Here is an 18,003-nt window from a genome sequence, read left to right on the forward strand (position 1 = left end):
CTATATCAACTCCCTTAATATTTTATAACAATATGAAACTTTACCATTATCTAAAGAATTATATATATGAATTTTACTATTTGAATTACCTAACTCATTAGCTAAATTATTTTCTAAAAGTCTACGTTTGAGTTCCATAGCTGTTCCAAGTGATCCATCAAATATAGGAACATCTTTACCAAAAATATTTTTAATTATATTTTTTACAAAATAATAATGCGTACAACCTAACACAATACAACTAACATTTCCTATATATCTATATAATTCTGTATATAAATAATCAAAAATAACTTGTTCACTTTCATTCTGTTCAATCATATAAGCTAATCGATTAAGTGCAAAACATTCTATTTTATAATGATTATATCGATTAACTAAACATTTAAGCTTATCCCCATTCACCGTAAATGGTGTAGCTAATAATAATATGTATCTATTTCTATTATTTAGATTAACAAACTCTACTGCTGGTTTTATTGCAGGCTCTACTCCTATTATTGGTACTTTAGGCTCATACCTTTCTCTTAAAACTTTTATTGCCGCACTACTTGCAGTATTGCAAGCAACAACAATGGCCTTACAGTTATTTTCAAAAATCAAAAAATTGCATATCTTAATAGATAAATTAATTATTTCAGTTTGAGATTTACTCCCATAAGGAGAATTTTTAGAATCCCCAAAATAAATAAATGTTTCATTTTCTAAAAGTTTCATTGTTTTTATTAATACAGAAATACCTCCAATTCCAGAATCAAAAAAACCAATACTTCCACTCCTAAAATCCATAAATAAAACCCTTTCGAATTTGACAATAAGTAGGATTAATTATATCATAAAATTCAAAATATCATCAAAAATAAAAGGAGGAAATCAAATAATTTATTTGATTTTGAGTATTTATGTTTGAAAACTTAATTTATTTAATTAAAAAAGAGGATATATCCAAAAACTATATTATAAACTTACTAGCGGCTCACCCTGAAATTAAATTTATATCACTTATGGGTATAGATTTAAATGCTAATGATACAGATGAAAAAATACCTACAGAGATTTTTATAAACGATATTGATTTATTCTTTAACGGATGTGCTGTTCAAACAGATGGATCTTCAGTCGTACTAACTGGAATAGCAACATTAAATGATGCAAAAGTTGATATAGTCATAGACAAGAACTCTAATTGGTTTGTTGATTATAATTTTAGTAATATAGATAAATCAACAAATAAACCTATAGGTACACTTAGAATACCTAGTTTTTTAACACATAATAAAAAATATGTAGATTCTAGATCCATTTTAAAAAGATCAATAAACTTTCTAAAATCTACTCTTATGAACTTATTCAAAAAAAATCCTAGATGCCTCGAATCGATTAATTTTGATGATATAGATGATATAATAATAAATACTGCGACTGAACTTGAATTTTGGGTTAAAACTCCTGAAGAATATGTGAATATAGAAGATCTAACAACTTCTCAAAGCTTACATGAACAATATTGGAACATGACAAAAGGTATAGTTAGAACAGCTTTAGAAGACTCACTAATAATGATGAAAAATTACGATTTACATCCAGAAATGGGGCACAAAGAAGTTGGTGGGATTAAATCGAAAATAGACTCAAATGGAAATTATCATATTTTAGAACAATTGGAAATTGACTGGAAATATTCAACTGCAATGCAAACATGTGACAATCTATTAATCGTAAAAAGCATAATAAAAGAAACTTTTAAACAACATAAATTAGATGTTACATTTTCAGCAAAACCTATAGATAAAGTGGCTGGGAATGGGGCTCATTTGCATTTTAGCATTTTTCTAAAACTTAAAAATGGCAAATTATTAAATTTATTTTCGTACGGTAATAATGAATTTATGAATCCTATAGGATATGGTGCAATTATGGGAATCTTAAAAAACTACGATATAATAAATCCATTTGTATCAAATACAATTGATTCATTAAAACGTCTTAAACCTGGGTTTGAAGCCCCTGTATGCACAGTAGCATCACTTGGTATTTCAAAAAACATACCATCTAGAAATCGTTCTATTCTAATAGCCCTCATACGTGATACTGAAAATAGTAAATCAACTAGATTTGAATTAAGATCACCAAATCCCAAAACAAATATGTATTTAACTATTTCAGCAATAAATATGTGCGTAGTAGATGGAATTAAGTATTCTATAGATAAAAACGAAAAATTTCTGTTAAGAGAATTATCAAAAAATTCTACAGAATATTATGGATATTTAAATAAATCTAAAATTTATAGAAGTGAAGAAAATATATTCGAAAAATACTCAGAGAAAGATAGAGATCATATTTTTGGTAAAACACCTAAAACTGTTTATGAAAATTTATTGAATTTTGAAAATAATAACTGTGATATTTTAACACAAAACTCCGTATTTACTCCAGATATAATAAATAGTTTTAGAACATCTTCATTAGATCAATATTTAATGGAAATAGAACATAGAATATTACCAAAATATAAAAAAGAATTAAGCGATTTAATTAAAAACATTAATATAAATTCTAAATTAATGTTCCTTAATTGCTTACTATTAAACGAATTGTATTTTAATTTATTTACAGATAGTTTTAATCACTTAAGTTTAGTTTCTAAACTCAAATATCACATTAAAAATAGAGAATATGAATCAATATCAAATACCCATATAAAAATTGAAAATATGATAAATAATTTCATGTATATATATGATCTATGCTAGGTATCTAACAAACTGTTAGATACCCTTTTTCTTTATGTATTTATACTTAATTATATAATAAATAAACACTACTCCTAGTAACCCAAACAATGGATATATAATAGAAATTAGTTTAGTAAAACCAATTATGGATATAGGTATTGAAATAACTAAAATCAATAAAATACTTTTAAATAATGAAATTTTATACTTATTTGAAATGCTTTTTGCAAGAGAGTAAAGACTAGATGTTTCTGTTGAAAGCATTTCCACCCATATCAAAACAAGTATAATTAGTTGAAATACTTTTCCAAATATTCTAGATATATACAAGAGAGGTATATCATACTTAGCTATGTATGGCATATTTGATAAAATCAAATAATTTATAATCATACTTATTAATATCAAAAGTAAAGATCCTATAAATATACCTTTTTTAAAATTACTTCTCTTATGTTGAGTTGCGAGACTAGATAAAATACCCGTTGCACTTAAAATATTAAATCCACCATACAAAATACAAGATAAAATTATATTATTATGTAATCTTATTCCATTATCTTTAAAAGTAAGTAATGATAATGTTTCTATATCTATTGGTTTCAAAAATAATTCAAACATTATGAATATTATAAATATTAAACAAATCATTATTGGTACACTTAATGAATTAATTAGAACAAGTCCCTTCATGCTAAATTTTAAAATTATAACCGAAACTACTATCATTAATATTATCCCCAAAATATTCGGTATTGAAAAAAACTGATTTATTATAGAACCACTTGCCGCAAATATAATCGAGGAGGAAAACAAATAATATAAACCTACAAAACTATTTAAAATTTTAGCTGGAATTTTGGGGCATATTTCATTTATTAAAAGATCATAAGAAGATAAATTTTTTTTATTACATATATCGCATACCATATTTCCAATAAATACATACATAAAAAAGCATATTATAAGTCCAAAAAAACTACTTAACCCATATACAGAAAAAAACTGATATATTTCCTTTCCTGATGCAAGTCCAGCCCCTACAATTGTACCAATAAAGATACATGATACTTTAAATACGCTCATTAAATTATTCACATTTAACAAAATTAATTACCTACCTTTTATAATATATTTAATTTTTATTTTTATATATGTTAAAATATGAATCTATTATTTTTAGGAGGTACTTAAAATTATGATTTTAGATGATAAACCTTATTTTTCTTTAAACTCATTTCTTAGAAATAAATTCAAAGAAAAAATAATAAAAATAACATTAGATGGCGGTTTTACATGTCCAAATCGAGATGGGAAAATAGCTTTTGGTGGATGTACATTTTGTAGCTCTATGGGATCTGGAGAATTTGCAGGAAATAGATTAAAATCAGTAACAGAACAATTTACCCAACAAAAAGAAATGATGAAAAAAAAATGGAGTTCAAATAAATACATAGCATATTTTCAAGCATATACAAACACATATGCTCCTTTAGATTATTTAAAAAAAATATATGATGAGGCACTAATTCAAGAAGGAGTTGTTGGTTTATCAATAGGAACTCGTCCTGATTGTTTATCTCAAGATATTTTAGATTTGCTCTCTTACTATAATGAAAAAACATTTTTAATGATTGAACTTGGACTCCAGACTTCAAAAGATTCAACTGCTACTTTAATAAATCGTGGACACGATACTAATTGTTTTAAAGATGCAGTTATAGAATTAAGAAAGAGAAATATAAACGTGGTTGCACATGTTATATTTGGATTGCCTTATGAATCCTATGATGATATGATGAACACCGTAAAATTTATAAATAGCTTAGATATACAAGGTGTTAAGTATCATCTACTTTATATAATTAAAAACACTAAACTTGCACAAGAATATATGAAAAATCCATCCATATACACACTAACAATGGATAGTTATATAAAAATAATAGGAGATGCTATATCACTTACAAATCCAAATATAGTAATACATAGAATAACTGGGGATGCAAAGAGAGAGGATATAATAGAACCTAAATGGAGCATAAAAAAATGGGAATTATTAAACTCAATACATCATTATTTAAAGGAAAATAATATATATCAAGGTAAGTATTTTAATGCTTAGTTAATGTTGATTTTAAACATCTTATTGTGTATACTTTTTGTGTGAAAATAAAATATTTTTTAAGGAGGACTCATCTTGAAAAACTCTTCTATCTCTATTAGAAATATAGTAGCAATAGGTATTGGTTCTGCTGTTTTTTTGGTTTTAGGACGTTTTGCATCTATCCCTTCTGGAATTCCAAATACAAATTTCGAATTATCTTATGCATTCCTAGCTTTAATCTCAATGATTTATGGACCGTTGTCTGGTTTTTTAATTGGATTTATAGGACATACATTAAAAGATATGTTATTTTATGGTTCACCTTGGTTTAGTTGGATTTTAGCATCTGCAAGCATAGGTCTCATAATTGGTTTATCTTCTAGATTTGTTAAATTAAAAGATTTTAATAAATCTTCAATAATAAAGTTTAATATTGCACAAATTATATCAAATCTTATTGCCTGGCTTGTAATTGCACCTGTTTTAGATATATTTATATATTCAGAACCTACAAATAAAGTATTTATACAAGGAGCAATAGCATCACTTTTAAATATAATAACTGTAGGTATAGTTGGAACAGGCTTATTATCACTCTATGCTAAATCTATTGTTAAAAAAGGTAGCCTATCTAAAGAATCTTAAAACAAAATTTCCAAATTTGAGGTAAATACTTTAATGAAAGAAAAATTAATCGAGTTTATAGACTTTAGTTTTAAATACAATTCTCAACAATCTTCAACACTTAAAAATATAAATCTTACTATTTATAAAAATGAAAAAATATTAGTATTAGGTGAATCTGGATGTGGTAAAAGTACACTATTTAACTCTATAAATGGTCTTGTTCCGTTTTTTTATCAGGGAGAAATTTCTGGTAATTTGGAAATTAAAAATAAAAATACCAAAAATATGTCTATTTTTGAAATTTCAAAAAGCGTAGCTACAATACTTCAGGATACTGATAATCAATTTATAGCATTAACATCTGCAGAAGATATAGCTTTTAAGTTAGAAAACTTGTGTGTTAATCAAAAAGTTATGCACGAAAAAGTTAATAAAATATCTTCTCTCATTGGTGTAAATGATTTTTTAAATTCAAATCCTCATAATCTATCTGGTGGACAAAAACAGAGGGTAACTCTAGGTGGAGTACTTGTAGATGATAGTGAAATATTAATTTTTGATGAGCCTCTAGCAAATTTAGATCCAAAAACATCTGAAGAAACTATAAATTTAATTAATAAAATAACAGAGAAAACTCCTAAGACTGTAATAATAATAGAACATAGACTTGAAGAGGTATTGAAACTTAATTTTGATAGAGTATTGTTAATGCATAATGGTTGCATAGTTTTTGATGGTGAAATGAATAAATTACTATGCTCTTCATTATTAAAAAAATATGGAATACGAGAGCCTTTATATTTAACAGCTCTAAAATATGCTGGATGTAATGTAGAAAAATATCCAAATGTTTTTGATATAAAAAATTTAGATATCTCACCATTTAAACATAATATTGAAACTTTTTACAATGATTTAAAATACTTCAATCCCCATAATATTATTGATTCATCCTCTCCATTATTAAGATGTGAGAATATAAATTTTAGTTATAATAATAAAAAAAATGTGTTAAATAACGTATCATTTGACGTTTATAAAAATGAATTATTATGTATCGTTGGTAAAAATGGTGCTGGAAAATCTACAATTTCAAAAATTATATGCGGTTTTTTAAAACCATCTTCTGGTAAAATATTATTTAATAATAAAGATATAACAAATTCTACAATTTTTGAGCGCTCATCTTTAATTGGATATGTAATGCAAAATCCAAATCAAATGATAAGTCATAATTTATTATTTGATGAAGTAGCATTTACTCTTAAAAATATGAAATTGAATAAAAATGAGATAGAAACTAAAGTATATAATATATTGAAAATATGTGGTTTGTATGAATTTAGGAATTGGCCTATCTCTGCACTTAGTTTTGGTCAAAAAAGACGTGTAACAATAGCATCTATTTTAGTTAGTAATCCTAAAATACTTATTTTAGATGAACCAACAGCTGGGCAAGATTTTAATCATTATAATAAAGTAATGGAATTTATAAAGAGTTTGAAAAATCATGGTATAACTTCAATTATGATAACTCATGATATGAATTTGCTTATGGAATACGCAGATAGGTGCATTGTTATATCGGATGGTAAAAAAATAGGTGATGATATTCCTTCTAAAATTTTATCAAATGATGACATAATTAAAAACGCAAACTTAAAGAAAACCTCATTACATAGTATTTCTGAAAAATTATCCTTAAATAATACTGAGATATTTATAAACAAATTTATAACTTATGATAGGAGCACAAGAGATAAAAATGAAACTTGTTCTTGAATATATAGATAAGAATTCATTTATTCATAACTTAACAGGCGCAACTAAATTAATATGTTTTATACTTTGGTGTACTATAACAATAATAACATACGATACAAGATTACTAATTTCCTTACTAATCTTAAGTTTATTTTTATTTAAAATATCGAAGATAAAATTTAAAGATATTTCTTTGATAATAATATTTATACTAATATTTCTCTTATTAAATAATATACTCATATACATCTTTGGTCCTAATACAGGGTCAGAAATATATGGAACTAAAACTATTTTATTAAATTTTAATAACTCATATTCAGTTACTGCTGAGCAGATTTTTTATCAATTTAATATTACGCTAAAATATTTTAGTGTAATACCTATTTCTTTATTATTTATATTAACAACAAACCCGAGCGAATTTGCTGCATCATTAAATAAAATAGGTATAAATTATAAAATTTCATATTCTATATCATTAGCTCTCAGGTATATACCAGATATAATAGAGGATTATAAAAATGTGTCTTTATCTAAACAAGCTCGTGGAATTGATATGTCTAAAAACGAAAAACTAATTGTTAGAATGAAAAATATGTTCCTTATAATTATACCTATAATATTTTCAAGCCTTAATCGTATAGATAAGATTTCATGCGCAATGGAACTTAGAGGATTTGGATATAACAAAAAACGTACATGGTACAATCAGAAAAAATTCAAAAAAAATGATATACTCTCAATATTATTTTTTATAATTTTAAATTTAATATCAATATATTTATTCCATACAAATAATGGTCGATTTTTTAATCCATTTAAATAGAAGGGGGAAGATGTTATCATCTTCCCCCTTCTATTTATTAGCTGCCTCTATAAGTTCAATAATTTTACTTCTGCATCTAGCACCTTTACATCCGCCTCCAGTTGCACCTGTCATTTCCTTTATCTTATCGATAGTATTAGCACCATCTTTTATACACTCATTAATAGTAAATTTATCAATTCCTTTACACAAACATATCTTTGTCATTTTATCTTTTATGATATTATCTTTATCCATTGATTTACCACCTCTCAAATATTATACACTTTATTAAGTATACATTTCAATGTATAATATACTATATAGTATTTAGTATTTTTCATTCTAGCTTAATAATTATGATTAACAATTTAAATAATAATGAAAAATATAATAATAAACTTATAGTTCAATATGTTATAACTTGTCTATTATTTTTTATTCTAATTGAAATAATCCATAGACAAGATTTTAATGCTATATATATGTTTTTAAAATCAAACACTATATATACAAATTTATATTTAATACTATTTTTTATATTTTCAAGTTTATATACGTTTGTATTTAAAAAACCCCTTATATTTTGTGCAATGCACTATAGTTTATGGTGTTTTATAGCATTCATAAGTAATATAAATATTTATTTTAAAGGTACCCCTCTAATTTTTGAAGATTTATTCCTAGTAAATGAAGCTACTGATATTATTTTAAAATATTTAAATTTTAAACTTATAACTAATATATTAATCTTAATTATTTTATTATCTATTATATTTATAATTTTAATAAAACTATCTAAAAATATTAAATTTAAATTATTTAATTTTAAACATTCATATTTAAATTTCATACTATATCCATTTTTTATATGGTTTTATCTATTCTCTATGGATAAACTTTATAATTATGGTAAATCTATTACATATGCCTTAAGTGATTTTAATTTATCGGATACATATTTAAAAAATGGATTTCTACACTCATTTTATAATTCAACTAACTTGTTTTTTTTAAATAATACAAATTTTAATTATGATATAGATAAAGTCCTCAAACTTAAAAATATATTAAATAACCATTATTATAATTCTAAGGATCCAAATCTTAATATAATTGTAATTCAATTAGAATCATTATTTGACCCACTTAAGTTAAAAAATACAAAATTCTCTAGTGATCCACTTAAAAATTTGAGGAATTTATCAAAAACAAATGAGAGTGGAGAAATAATAGTTCCAGTTTTAGGTGGTGGAACAATACAAACAGAATTTGAAATACTTACAGGCATTAACATGAAAAATCTTTATACCAAAATGCCCTACTTAAATATACTAAATAAAAATCAAGTGGAAAGTATTCCTTATATATTAAAAAATTCTGGATATGCAACAACAGCCTTACACAATTATTTTTCAACATTTTACAATCGTACTAAAGCTTATGAAAATCTCGGATTTGATACATTTATACCTATTGAATCTATTTCGTCAAGAGAAACTAGCAAAAATTTTTGGTATAAAGATAATCTTTTAATAAATGAAATTATAACTAAAATTAAAAATACTCCTGAGAAAGATTTTATATTTGGTGTAGCTGTAGAATCCCATGGCCCATATAATACGCCAATAGATGGAGATATTGTAGTAAAAAATGATTTACTTAATGAACAGGAATTACTAGAACTCCAAAATTATGCAAATATTATTAAACATGTAGATGATTTTATTCTTAATTTAGTAAATGAACTCAATAATATAGATGAAGAATACGTTCTGATATTTTATAGCGATCATCTACCTTCTCTTGGAGAAAATCATAGTACATTATCTTTATTAGATAGTGTAGATTTATTTAAAACTCCTTATTTAATAATTGAATCAAATAATAATAATTCGATATCTATTGAGAATGAAGAAATTCATTCTTATGAATTTCTTCATGAAATTTTTTCAGATTTAAATATAAATTCTACTATATATCATAAATTAAGGACAATTTTAAAACAAGATCAGAATTATGATGATTACGAAAAGCAGTTAATATTGGATATAAAAAAACAAAACATATATGAAGATAATAAATTTCCTTACGAAAAATCCACTATAAAAATAGGTAATAAACCTCAAATTATAGAAAATGTTAATATATCTGAGAATGAAATTTTAATAATTGGAAGTGGTTTTACTGAAAATTCAAAGATTCTAGTCAATGGTATAAAAATTGATACCCAATATATATCTCCTAATTGTCTAAAATCTGTAAATTACACTACCAATAATGATGATATATTTTTAGTTGTATTATTTTCAAATAAAAATTCTCCTTTAGATATCAGTAATAAATTTATATTTTAAAAATAAATGAAAGGATAAATAAAATAATGAAAAATACCTACTATATAACAACACCTATATATTATGCCTCAGGAAATTTACATATTGGACATACATATACGACAATAATGAGTGATTCAATAGCTAGATTCAAAAGACTTCAGGGATATAATGTAAAATTTTTAACAGGAACTGACGAACATGGACTAAAAATACAACAAAATGCTGAAAAAGCTTCAAAAAATCCTAAAGAATATGTTAATGAAATAGTTGAAAAAATTAAGTTTCTTTGGGAATTGTTTAATATAGATTATGACATATTTATAAGAACAACTGATGACTATCATATAGAAACTGTTCAAAATATATTTGAAAATTTATACAAGAATGGAGATATCTACAAAGGTACATATAAAGGACATTATTGTATACCTTGTGAATCATTTTTAACAGAAACTCAGTTAATTGATAATAAATGTCCAGACTGTAAACGTGATGTAATTATACAAAAAGAGGATGCTTATTTTTTCAAAATCAGTAAATATGCTGATAAATTATTAAAACACATAGAAGAAAATCCATTATTTATTCAACCAGAATCACGAAAGAATGAAATGATAAATAACTTTATAAAACCTGGACTTCAAGATTTATGTGTTTCTAGAACTAGTTTGAAATGGGGAATACCTGTAAAATTTGACAGCGATCACGTTGTTTATGTGTGGATAGATGCTCTATCAAATTACATATCTGCCTTAGGTTATAGAAATAATAGGGAAAATCTTATGGATTCTTTTTGGCCTGCTGATCTTCATGTTGTTGGAAAAGAGATAGTTAGATTTCATGTAATTTATTGGCCCATTATGTTATTTGCGCTTAATCTTCCTCTTCCAAAACAGGTATTTGGTCATGGATGGCTTCTTATAAATGGAAATAAAATGTCTAAATCTCAAGGTAGTGTAATTGATCCTATTATTTTATCAAAACATTTTTCAATTGATTCTATAAGATATTTCCTTTTACGTGAGGTTAATTTTGGAAATGACGGTGTATTTAATAATGAATTGTTTATGATGAAAGTGAATAGTGACTTGTCTAATTTATTAGGTAATCTTATATCAAGAACCATATCTATGGTAATAAAATATTTTAACGGCGTTATTCCTAATCAAACTGAAATATTGAATGATGATATGGAACTTATAAATTCAGTTAAAAATTTAAAGGATAAAGTTACTTCATACATGGATCAATTAAAAATATCAAATGCATTATCTGAAATATTTAATTGTATAAGCCTATCAAATAAATATATAGATGAAACTAAACCATGGATTCTTGGCGGAGATAAAAATTCTATAGATAGACTTAAAACTGTTTTATACAATTTATGTGAATCTATACGTGTGTTTTCAATTCTTCTATCTCCATTTATGCCAAATACATCAAAAGAAATAAAATGTAAACTAAATTATGAAATCGACTCCTTCGATTCAATTTCAGAATTTAATGGAACAAAAGCTGGAACTATAGTTCAAAAAGGAGAAAATTTATTCCCAAGAATAAATATTGAAGAAAAATTAAAAGAACTTTTAAACAAATACATTTAAAGGCAAATAGAATTCTATTTGCCTTTAAATGTATTTGTTTGGATAATACTATACAATTATATATATATTTTACATTACTTAATTAAGAATTTTAAAACAAATTTTAAACAATACTATATGTGTTAATAATATATATATCCTATATTTTTAATATTTTAATAAATGCCTTTAAAGCCTTGAAATATATACTTATTAAAACTAAAATATTCTTATTATAATTTATAATGTAAATTATTTATTTTACGGAGGTATTTAAATGAAAGTTATACTCACTAATGACATTAAAAATGTAGGAAAAAAAAATGATTTAATTGAAGTATCGGATGGATATGCAAGAAATTTCTTATTTCCTAAAAAATTAGCCATAGAAGCTAATGATGCAAATTTAAATACATTAAATTACAACAAGGAAATAGAACGTCAAGAACGCATCAAAAAAATTGAAGAATTTCAAGAAATAGCAAATAAATTAAGAGGAAAAGAAATTATAATTACTACAAAGCTTGGTACTAACGGAAAACTATTTGGATCAATAACATCTAAAGATATTTGTAATAAAATAAATTCACAATTCAAATTAAATATAGACAAAAAGAAAATATCATTTGAACAAATTAAATCTTTAGGAAATTATCCAATCTCAATAAAATTATGCCCAGAGGTTTCAGTTAATATGGTACTAAAAGTTACTAGCGACTAATTTTAAAACTTGATTTATATTTTATTAAGTACTAAGGGGGAGAGAATTTGAATTCTGATGTTACAATCGATGAAATTGAGAAATTAATTGAAGAAAGTAATAACATTGAGTTTAGAGTCAATGTTTTATATGAAATGCTTGAAAAATTATTTGACAAAAATATTATAAATGATAGAATTTCTAAATTTAAATTACCAAAATATATTTCAAGTAAAAATGTTAATGAAAAACTCTATAGTATAAATGTAATTGCTAGCAATGGAAAATCATTAGTTGAGGTTCCTTCTGATAACGATTTAGAAAAAATTTATTTAATTACTAAAAATATAATAGTTGAAGAAATTAGCCGTAGATATATTCAAAGTAAAATTGAAAATGAAGTTGAAAATATATTAAATGAAAAACAAGATAAATATATTGATGAAATCAAACTACAAATTATCAAAAAAAATAAAGGTCCTGAAAATACTAAAACACTCAAAAAGTATGCTCAGCTTGAAATGTTAAACAAAAAACAATTAAATAAAAATATACAGCATCTTTTAAGACCTAAATCTTTTTGTGAAATACTTGGGCAAAATCGTCCAATTAAATCATTAATTTCCAAACTTGTTTCTGAATATCCTCAACATATTTTAATTTATGGCCCACCTGGAGTTGGCAAAACTTCTGCAGCTAGACTTGCATTAGAAGAAGCTAAAAAATTTGATTTTACACCATTTAATGAAAAATCAAAATTCATAGAGGTAAATGGAACAACATTAAGATGGGATCCAAGAGAAGTTACAAATCCTCTGCTCGGTTCTGTTCATGATCCAATTTATCAAGGAAGTAAAAAAGATTTAGCTGAAATAGGAATACCTGAACCAAAACCAGGACTTGTTACAGAGGCACATGGTGGAATTTTATTTATAGATGAAATTGGTGAACTTGATTTAATATTGCAAAACAAATTATTAAAGGTTCTTGAAGATAAAAAAGTAGAATTTTCATCAGCATATTATGATCCAGATGATGAAAACATACCTAAGTATATAAAATTTTTATTTGATAATGGCGCTCCTGCAGATTTCATATTAATAGGTGCTACTACCCGTGAACCTCACGAAATAAATCCTGCTCTTAGATCTAGATGTACAGAAATATTTTTTGAACCTCTCACATCAAATGATATAGATAAAATTGTAATAAATTCTGCTGAAAAATTAAATATAAAATTAGAGGATGGTGTTCCATCATTAATAAGTGAACATTGTATAGAGGGGAGAAAAGCAACTGGAATAGTAAGTGATGCTTATAGTTATACACTATATAAGGAAAATAAAAATTCAGATATTATAATAACAAAAGATATAGTAAAAGAGGTTTTATCATTATCCCGTATTACTCCATTTATAAATAAAGATGAAATAAAAAATCCACAAATTGGTTTAATAAAAGGACTTGGAGTTAATGGATTTTTAGGTTCAATTTTAAATTTTGAATGTGAAACATTCAAGGCTAAAAAATCTTCAAAAGGTAAATTTAGGTTTAATGAAACTGCAGGATCTATGGCAAAGGATTCAGTGTTTAATGCATCAACCGTTATACGAAAACTTACTGGAATTGATTTAAGTGACTATGATATACATTTGAATGCTATAGGTGGTGGAAAAATTGATGGTCCATCTGCAGGATCTGCAATAACTATATGTATATTAAGCTCTATTTTAAACAAACCGATAATTCAAGATGTAGCTATAACAGGCGAAATCTCAATAAAAGGATCTATTAAAAAAGTCGGAGGCATATTTGAAAAAATTTATGCTGCTAGACGAAATGGTTTGAATCATGTAATAATACCAAAAGAAAATAAAAATGATGTTCCTAAAGATATCGATGATATTAACATTATCTATGTAAATAATATAAATGATGTTATAAAATTTATATTTAAAGATACTTCATTAATTAATAGTATTTAAGGTTTAAAAATTTGGAGGAGTACTTACCCAGATGACACATGCCTCAACATGTTTAGATGTATTTTCTATATAGTGATCTGTTTCTGGTGAAAAATAAAAGGACTCTCCTTTTTTTACCCTTATCTTCCTACTTCCTAAATTTAAATAAATACTCCCTGAAATAACATATCCAAATTCTTCACCTTCATGTGGATTTTCTTTAAATGTTTTTCCCCCACCTTGTAAATATACCATAATAGGCTCCATTCTGTTTTTCTGTGAATTAGGTACAATCCAGTATATATCATGTTTCAATTCATTATTATTAGTTACAAAAAAATCATTCTTACTAAAACAAATCTTCTCATTATATTCTTCACTAAAAAATTCCTTTAAATTTGTTCCTAAGCATTCCAAAATATCCACAAGAGTAGCTATTGAAGGAGATGTCAAATCTCTCTCTAATTGAGATATAAATCCTTTAGACAATTCACTTCTATCTGCTAATTCCTCTTGAGTAAGACCATTTTTAATTCTTAAAAATTTTATTTTTTTCCCGATCTTCATTACAAACTCCATATAAAAATTAATAAATATTAAACTTAAAGTTTAAAATAGTAAACTAATTATAATTTAACATTATTTTATTTGTCAATTATACTAATTACCTTCTATAATATAATAATAAAATATTTTATGTAAGGAACTAATTTTATGGATAATAAAATTTCACCGAATAATATAGAATCAGAACAAACCATATTAGGTGCTATGATAATATATAAAAATACTATTCATGAAATAATAGATACTATAAATGTGGATGATTTCTATAAAGATGCACACAAAAATATCTTCAAAACTATAAAAAATATGTTTTTAAAAGATATACAAGTAGATTTAATTTCTCTTATAGAATATTTAAAAAAAGATTCTCTCTTAGAAGAATCTGGAGGATCTTTATACATAACCGATATATCAAATTCAATAGCAACAATTGCTAATTTGCAAACACATATTAAAATAGTTAAAGATAATTCTATTTTAAGGAAACTTATTAAAATATCTAATGAAACACTTGATCGTATATATAAAAAAGATGATCCTAACTTATTAATTGAAAATATACAGAGAAGTGTATTTGATTTATCAATATCTGAAACTAAATCTGATATTGAACCCCTAAATAATATACTAGATAGAACAATTAAACATATTGAAAACCTATATATTAATAATCTATCCTTTGTTGGATTATCTTCTGGATTTTACGATTTAGATTTAAAACTATCTGGATTACAAAAATCTCAAATGATATTAATAGCTGCAAGACCATCTATGGGAAAAACTACTTTTGCATTAAATATTGCTGAAAATGTAGCAATTAAAGAAAACAAAACTGTACTAATATTTTCTCTTGAAATGAGTAAAGAACAACTAACTAATAAATTAATATCATCAATAACAAAAATTAATATACAAAAACTTCAAACTGGAAATTTAGATGACTCTGATTTAGATCAATTAGTAAAAGGTACCGAAATTATATCTAGAGCCAAAATATATATAGACGATACTCCTAACATATCAATTACAGAAATGAGATCTAAATGCCGAAAATTAAAATTCTCAACAAATATAGATTTAATAATCATAGATTATCTACAACTTATGAGTGGAAATTCAAGAAATGAAAGTAGACAACAAGAAGTTTCAGAAATTTCTCGTTTCATAAAAGCTTTGTCCAAAGAAATTAATTGTCCTATAATCGCATTATCTCAATTATCACGTGCTCCAGAACAAAGATCAGATCATAGACCAATGTTATCTGATTTGCGTGAATCAGGATCTATAGAACAAGATTCTGATATAGTAATGCTTCTATATAGGGATGAGTACTATAATAAGGACACAGAATATAAAAATATTGCTGAATGTATAATTGCAAAACATAGAAATGGAGAAGTTGGAACTATAAAACTCGCCTGGATAGGTCAATATTCAAAATTCGAGAATCTAGATAATAACCATTAAAGGAGTATTCAAAATTGAATACTCCTTTAATAATCTTAAATTCATATATTTAATCATTTATGATATGGCTCATTATTAATTATTTTATATGCTCTATATATCTGCTCCAATAAAATCAAAACTAGTAAATCTTTACTCAAATTAAAACATACAAAACAGATATTATGATATAATTTATTAAATTTAACAAAAAAAATATTAATGTTTTTTACTCTATTTATAGATTTATATTTTATAATATCACTAAATTCAATAGAATTCATATATTCGCCATCTACTGTTGTTACATTAATATTATAATCATCACGACCAATCAATTTATTATCCAAAGAATAATAAACATTAATCTTAACAAACTTAGTAATCCTTTTATAATAGTCCATTATAGCTTGAATTAAATTTGAATTCTTTAAGTCTCTCTTGTCTAAAAATAAATTTATCTTCACTTTAAAAACATCTTTTCTACAAACTGTAATGCAATCAACTTAAATATCTGATGTGGATATGTAAAATCACTTAATTTAATAACATAATTACATTTATTCCTTACTTCATCACATACTCCTTCACTTCCACCAATTATAAAATAAACATGCTTGTTAATATTTTTAATCTTATTAATTTCATTCAAATTCTTTGTACCATTTAAATCAAATAATACATACAAGCTATTTTTATTCTTATTTATCATATTTAATATACTATTACTTTCTAATCTTTTATTACTCTCCTTTATATTTATAAAATTGATCTTACCCTTGTAATTATTCTCAATTTTCTTGAAATAATCTTTTAGTATACCTACAGAAATTAAACTTACTTCCCGCAACATTTCTTATACTTCTTACCACTACCACATGTACATAATTCATTCCTTCCAATTTTTACACTATTTACTACAACCTTAGATGATCTCCATTTGGATGTTATTTCTCTAATCTTTTCTTCAGTTAAAATCTCACTCCACTCATTTAAATTAAATAAATAATCTGCCTTAGCATCTAACATATTAAAATACAACTCTTCTACATTAATATCAAAATCTATTTTATCTTCTAATGTAATATTTTCTATATCTATATTTGTATTTAAACTCTCACTTATACCATCAACAAATCCTACTATAAATTCCTCACTTATATCGTATTTTTTAGATAATTCACTAATACTAGATGTAAATTTAAAATTCTTATTACCAAGTATATCCTTATAAATTTTTAATTCAACATTCTTATACTCATTCCAAAATACTGCTTCCCCTTTTGTCTTAACAAATTCCGTAACCATATTAGTCCATTTATTATATAAATTCATAAAAACACCTCTTTAAAATATA

The 18,003-nt window shown here is 24.6% G+C and carries 18 protein-coding genes; 10 read left to right on the forward strand and 8 right to left on the reverse strand.

All coding sequences use genetic code 11. The features are described 5' to 3' along the window. Nucleotides 1-789, reverse strand: a complete 789-nt coding sequence (gene murI, locus RATSFB_RS06950) for a glutamate racemase (RefSeq protein WP_014095323.1) — start codon at nt 787-789, stop codon at nt 1-3. Between the two features lie 113 nt (nt 790-902). Here murI and RATSFB_RS06955 point away from each other — a divergent pair, with 113 nt between their 5' ends. Then, entirely contained in the window at nt 903-2,756 is a 1,854-nt protein-coding gene (locus RATSFB_RS06955) for a glutamine synthetase (RefSeq protein WP_014095324.1), read from the forward strand. A gap of 15 nt (nt 2,757-2,771) precedes the next feature. On the opposite strand, the gene RATSFB_RS06960 is transcribed toward RATSFB_RS06955, so the two are convergent. Further along, a complete protein-coding gene (locus tag RATSFB_RS06960; protein ID WP_242821401.1) occupies nt 2,772-3,836 on the reverse strand; it encodes a YkvI family membrane protein in 1,065 nt (354 codons plus the stop codon). Between the two features lie 100 nt (nt 3,837-3,936). On the opposite strand from RATSFB_RS06960, the gene RATSFB_RS06965 reads away from it, so the two are divergent. The 4 genes from RATSFB_RS06965 to RATSFB_RS06980 all read left to right on the forward strand — a co-directional run bounded on the left by RATSFB_RS06965 (nt 3,937) and on the right by RATSFB_RS06980 (nt 8,065). Further along, a complete protein-coding gene (locus RATSFB_RS06965; protein WP_014095326.1) occupies nt 3,937-4,863 on the forward strand; it encodes a TIGR01212 family radical SAM protein in 927 nt (308 codons plus the stop codon). A gap of 75 nt (nt 4,864-4,938) precedes the next feature. Then, on the forward strand, nt 4,939-5,490 hold the full coding sequence (locus tag RATSFB_RS06970) for an ECF-type riboflavin transporter substrate-binding protein (RefSeq protein ID WP_014095327.1): 552 nt from the start codon (nt 4,939-4,941) through the stop codon (nt 5,488-5,490). Between the two features lie 33 nt (nt 5,491-5,523). Next, entirely contained in the window at nt 5,524-7,254 is a 1,731-nt protein-coding gene (locus tag RATSFB_RS06975) for an ABC transporter ATP-binding protein (RefSeq protein WP_014095328.1), read from the forward strand. After that, nucleotides 7,238-8,065, forward strand: a complete 828-nt coding sequence (locus RATSFB_RS06980; protein ID WP_014095329.1) for an energy-coupling factor transporter transmembrane component T family protein — start codon at nt 7,238-7,240, stop codon at nt 8,063-8,065. Before RATSFB_RS06975 ends, RATSFB_RS06980 begins: the two co-directional genes overlap by 17 nt. A 30-nt stretch (nt 8,066-8,095) precedes the next feature. On the opposite strand, the gene RATSFB_RS06985 is transcribed toward RATSFB_RS06980, so the two are convergent. Continuing rightward, nucleotides 8,096-8,302: a (2Fe-2S)-binding protein gene (locus RATSFB_RS06985; RefSeq protein ID WP_014095330.1), complete on the reverse strand. Its 207-nt coding sequence runs from the start codon at nt 8,300-8,302 to the stop codon at nt 8,096-8,098. Nucleotides 8,303-8,687: 385 nt separating this feature from the next. After that, the gene (locus RATSFB_RS07515; RefSeq protein WP_242821402.1) at nt 8,688-8,897 is read right to left on the reverse strand and encodes a hypothetical protein; all 210 of its coding nucleotides are present in this window, start codon (nt 8,895-8,897) and stop codon (nt 8,688-8,690) included. A gap of 37 nt (nt 8,898-8,934) precedes the next feature. Here RATSFB_RS07515 and RATSFB_RS06990 point away from each other — a divergent pair, with 37 nt between their 5' ends. From RATSFB_RS06990 to lonC, 4 genes are all read left to right on the forward strand, one after another. Next, nucleotides 8,935-10,401, forward strand: coding sequence for an LTA synthase family protein (locus RATSFB_RS06990; protein WP_014095331.1), 1,467 nt, complete (start codon nt 8,935-8,937; stop codon nt 10,399-10,401). 26 nt (nt 10,402-10,427) lie between these two features. Continuing rightward, nucleotides 10,428-11,990, forward strand: a complete 1,563-nt coding sequence (metG, locus tag RATSFB_RS06995; protein WP_014095332.1) for a methionine--tRNA ligase — start codon at nt 10,428-10,430, stop codon at nt 11,988-11,990. 256 nt (nt 11,991-12,246) lie between these two features. Further along, the gene (rplI, locus tag RATSFB_RS07000) at nt 12,247-12,690 is read left to right on the forward strand and encodes a 50S ribosomal protein L9 (protein WP_014095333.1); all 444 of its coding nucleotides are present in this window, start codon (nt 12,247-12,249) and stop codon (nt 12,688-12,690) included. A 47-nt stretch (nt 12,691-12,737) separates the two neighbouring features. Then, nucleotides 12,738-14,654: a Lon family ATP-dependent protease gene (gene lonC, locus RATSFB_RS07005; RefSeq protein ID WP_014095334.1), complete on the forward strand. Its 1,917-nt coding sequence runs from the start codon at nt 12,738-12,740 to the stop codon at nt 14,652-14,654. A gap of 3 nt (nt 14,655-14,657) precedes the next feature. Here lonC and RATSFB_RS07010 read toward each other — a convergent pair whose 3' ends face one another. After that, complete coding sequence (locus RATSFB_RS07010) at nt 14,658-15,200, reverse strand: helix-turn-helix domain-containing protein (RefSeq protein ID WP_014095335.1); 543 nt, start codon at nt 15,198-15,200, stop codon at nt 14,658-14,660. 147 nt (nt 15,201-15,347) lie between these two features. Between RATSFB_RS07010 and dnaB the strand changes: the two genes are divergently transcribed. Beyond that, nucleotides 15,348-16,667 (forward strand): replicative DNA helicase, encoded by a 1,320-nt coding sequence (gene dnaB, locus RATSFB_RS07015; protein WP_014095336.1) that lies wholly within the window; start codon nt 15,348-15,350, stop codon nt 16,665-16,667. A 53-nt stretch (nt 16,668-16,720) separates the two neighbouring features. Here the strand turns inward: dnaB and RATSFB_RS07020 are convergent, their stop codons facing one another. Genes RATSFB_RS07020 through RATSFB_RS07030 form a run of 3 tightly spaced genes read right to left on the reverse strand, consistent with a single transcriptional unit; the run spans nt 16,721 to nt 17,981 of the window. Next, nucleotides 16,721-17,113, reverse strand: coding sequence for a 23S rRNA (pseudouridine(1915)-N(3))-methyltransferase RlmH (locus tag RATSFB_RS07020; protein WP_014095337.1), 393 nt, complete (start codon nt 17,111-17,113; stop codon nt 16,721-16,723). Then, nucleotides 17,110-17,499, reverse strand: a complete 390-nt coding sequence (locus RATSFB_RS07025; protein WP_014095338.1) for a 23S rRNA (pseudouridine(1915)-N(3))-methyltransferase RlmH — start codon at nt 17,497-17,499, stop codon at nt 17,110-17,112. Before RATSFB_RS07025 ends, RATSFB_RS07020 begins: the two co-directional genes overlap by 4 nt. After that, entirely contained in the window at nt 17,484-17,981 is a 498-nt protein-coding gene (locus RATSFB_RS07030) for an SEC-C metal-binding domain-containing protein (protein ID WP_014095339.1), read from the reverse strand. The genes RATSFB_RS07025 and RATSFB_RS07030 overlap by 16 nt, the downstream gene beginning before the upstream one ends. Nucleotides 17,982-18,003 lie beyond the last annotated feature (22 nt).

Origin of the sequence: Candidatus Arthromitus sp. SFB-rat-Yit (assembly GCF_000283555.1) — a bacterium.
In the GTDB taxonomy this organism is placed as follows: domain Bacteria; phylum Bacillota; class Clostridia; order Clostridiales; family Clostridiaceae; genus Dwaynesavagella.

Coding starts and splice junctions, on each gene's coding strand:
- murI (WP_014095323.1), bottom strand. CDS start 789: ATGGATTTTAGGAGTGGAAGTATTGGTTTTTTTGATTCTGGAATTGGA.
- RATSFB_RS06955 (WP_014095324.1), top strand. CDS start 903: ATGTTTGAAAACTTAATTTATTTAATTAAAAAAGAGGATATATCCAAA.
- RATSFB_RS06965 (WP_014095326.1), top strand. CDS start 3,937: ATGATTTTAGATGATAAACCTTATTTTTCTTTAAACTCATTTCTTAGA.
- RATSFB_RS06975 (WP_014095328.1), top strand. CDS start 5,524: ATGAAAGAAAAATTAATCGAGTTTATAGACTTTAGTTTTAAATACAAT.
- RATSFB_RS06980 (WP_014095329.1), top strand. CDS start 7,238: ATGAAACTTGTTCTTGAATATATAGATAAGAATTCATTTATTCATAAC.
- RATSFB_RS06985 (WP_014095330.1), bottom strand. CDS start 8,302: ATGGATAAAGATAATATCATAAAAGATAAAATGACAAAGATATGTTTG.
- RATSFB_RS07515 (WP_242821402.1), bottom strand. CDS start 8,897: ATGAAATTTAAATATGAATGTTTAAAATTAAATAATTTAAATTTAATA.
- RATSFB_RS06990 (WP_014095331.1), top strand. CDS start 8,935: ATGGATAAACTTTATAATTATGGTAAATCTATTACATATGCCTTAAGT.
- metG (WP_014095332.1), top strand. CDS start 10,428: ATGAAAAATACCTACTATATAACAACACCTATATATTATGCCTCAGGA.
- rplI (WP_014095333.1), top strand. CDS start 12,247: ATGAAAGTTATACTCACTAATGACATTAAAAATGTAGGAAAAAAAAAT.
- RATSFB_RS07010 (WP_014095335.1), bottom strand. CDS start 15,200: ATGAAGATCGGGAAAAAAATAAAATTTTTAAGAATTAAAAATGGTCTT.
- dnaB (WP_014095336.1), top strand. CDS start 15,348: ATGGATAATAAAATTTCACCGAATAATATAGAATCAGAACAAACCATA.
- RATSFB_RS07025 (WP_014095338.1), bottom strand. CDS start 17,499: ATGTTGCGGGAAGTAAGTTTAATTTCTGTAGGTATACTAAAAGATTAT.
- RATSFB_RS07030 (WP_014095339.1), bottom strand. CDS start 17,981: ATGAATTTATATAATAAATGGACTAATATGGTTACGGAATTTGTTAAG.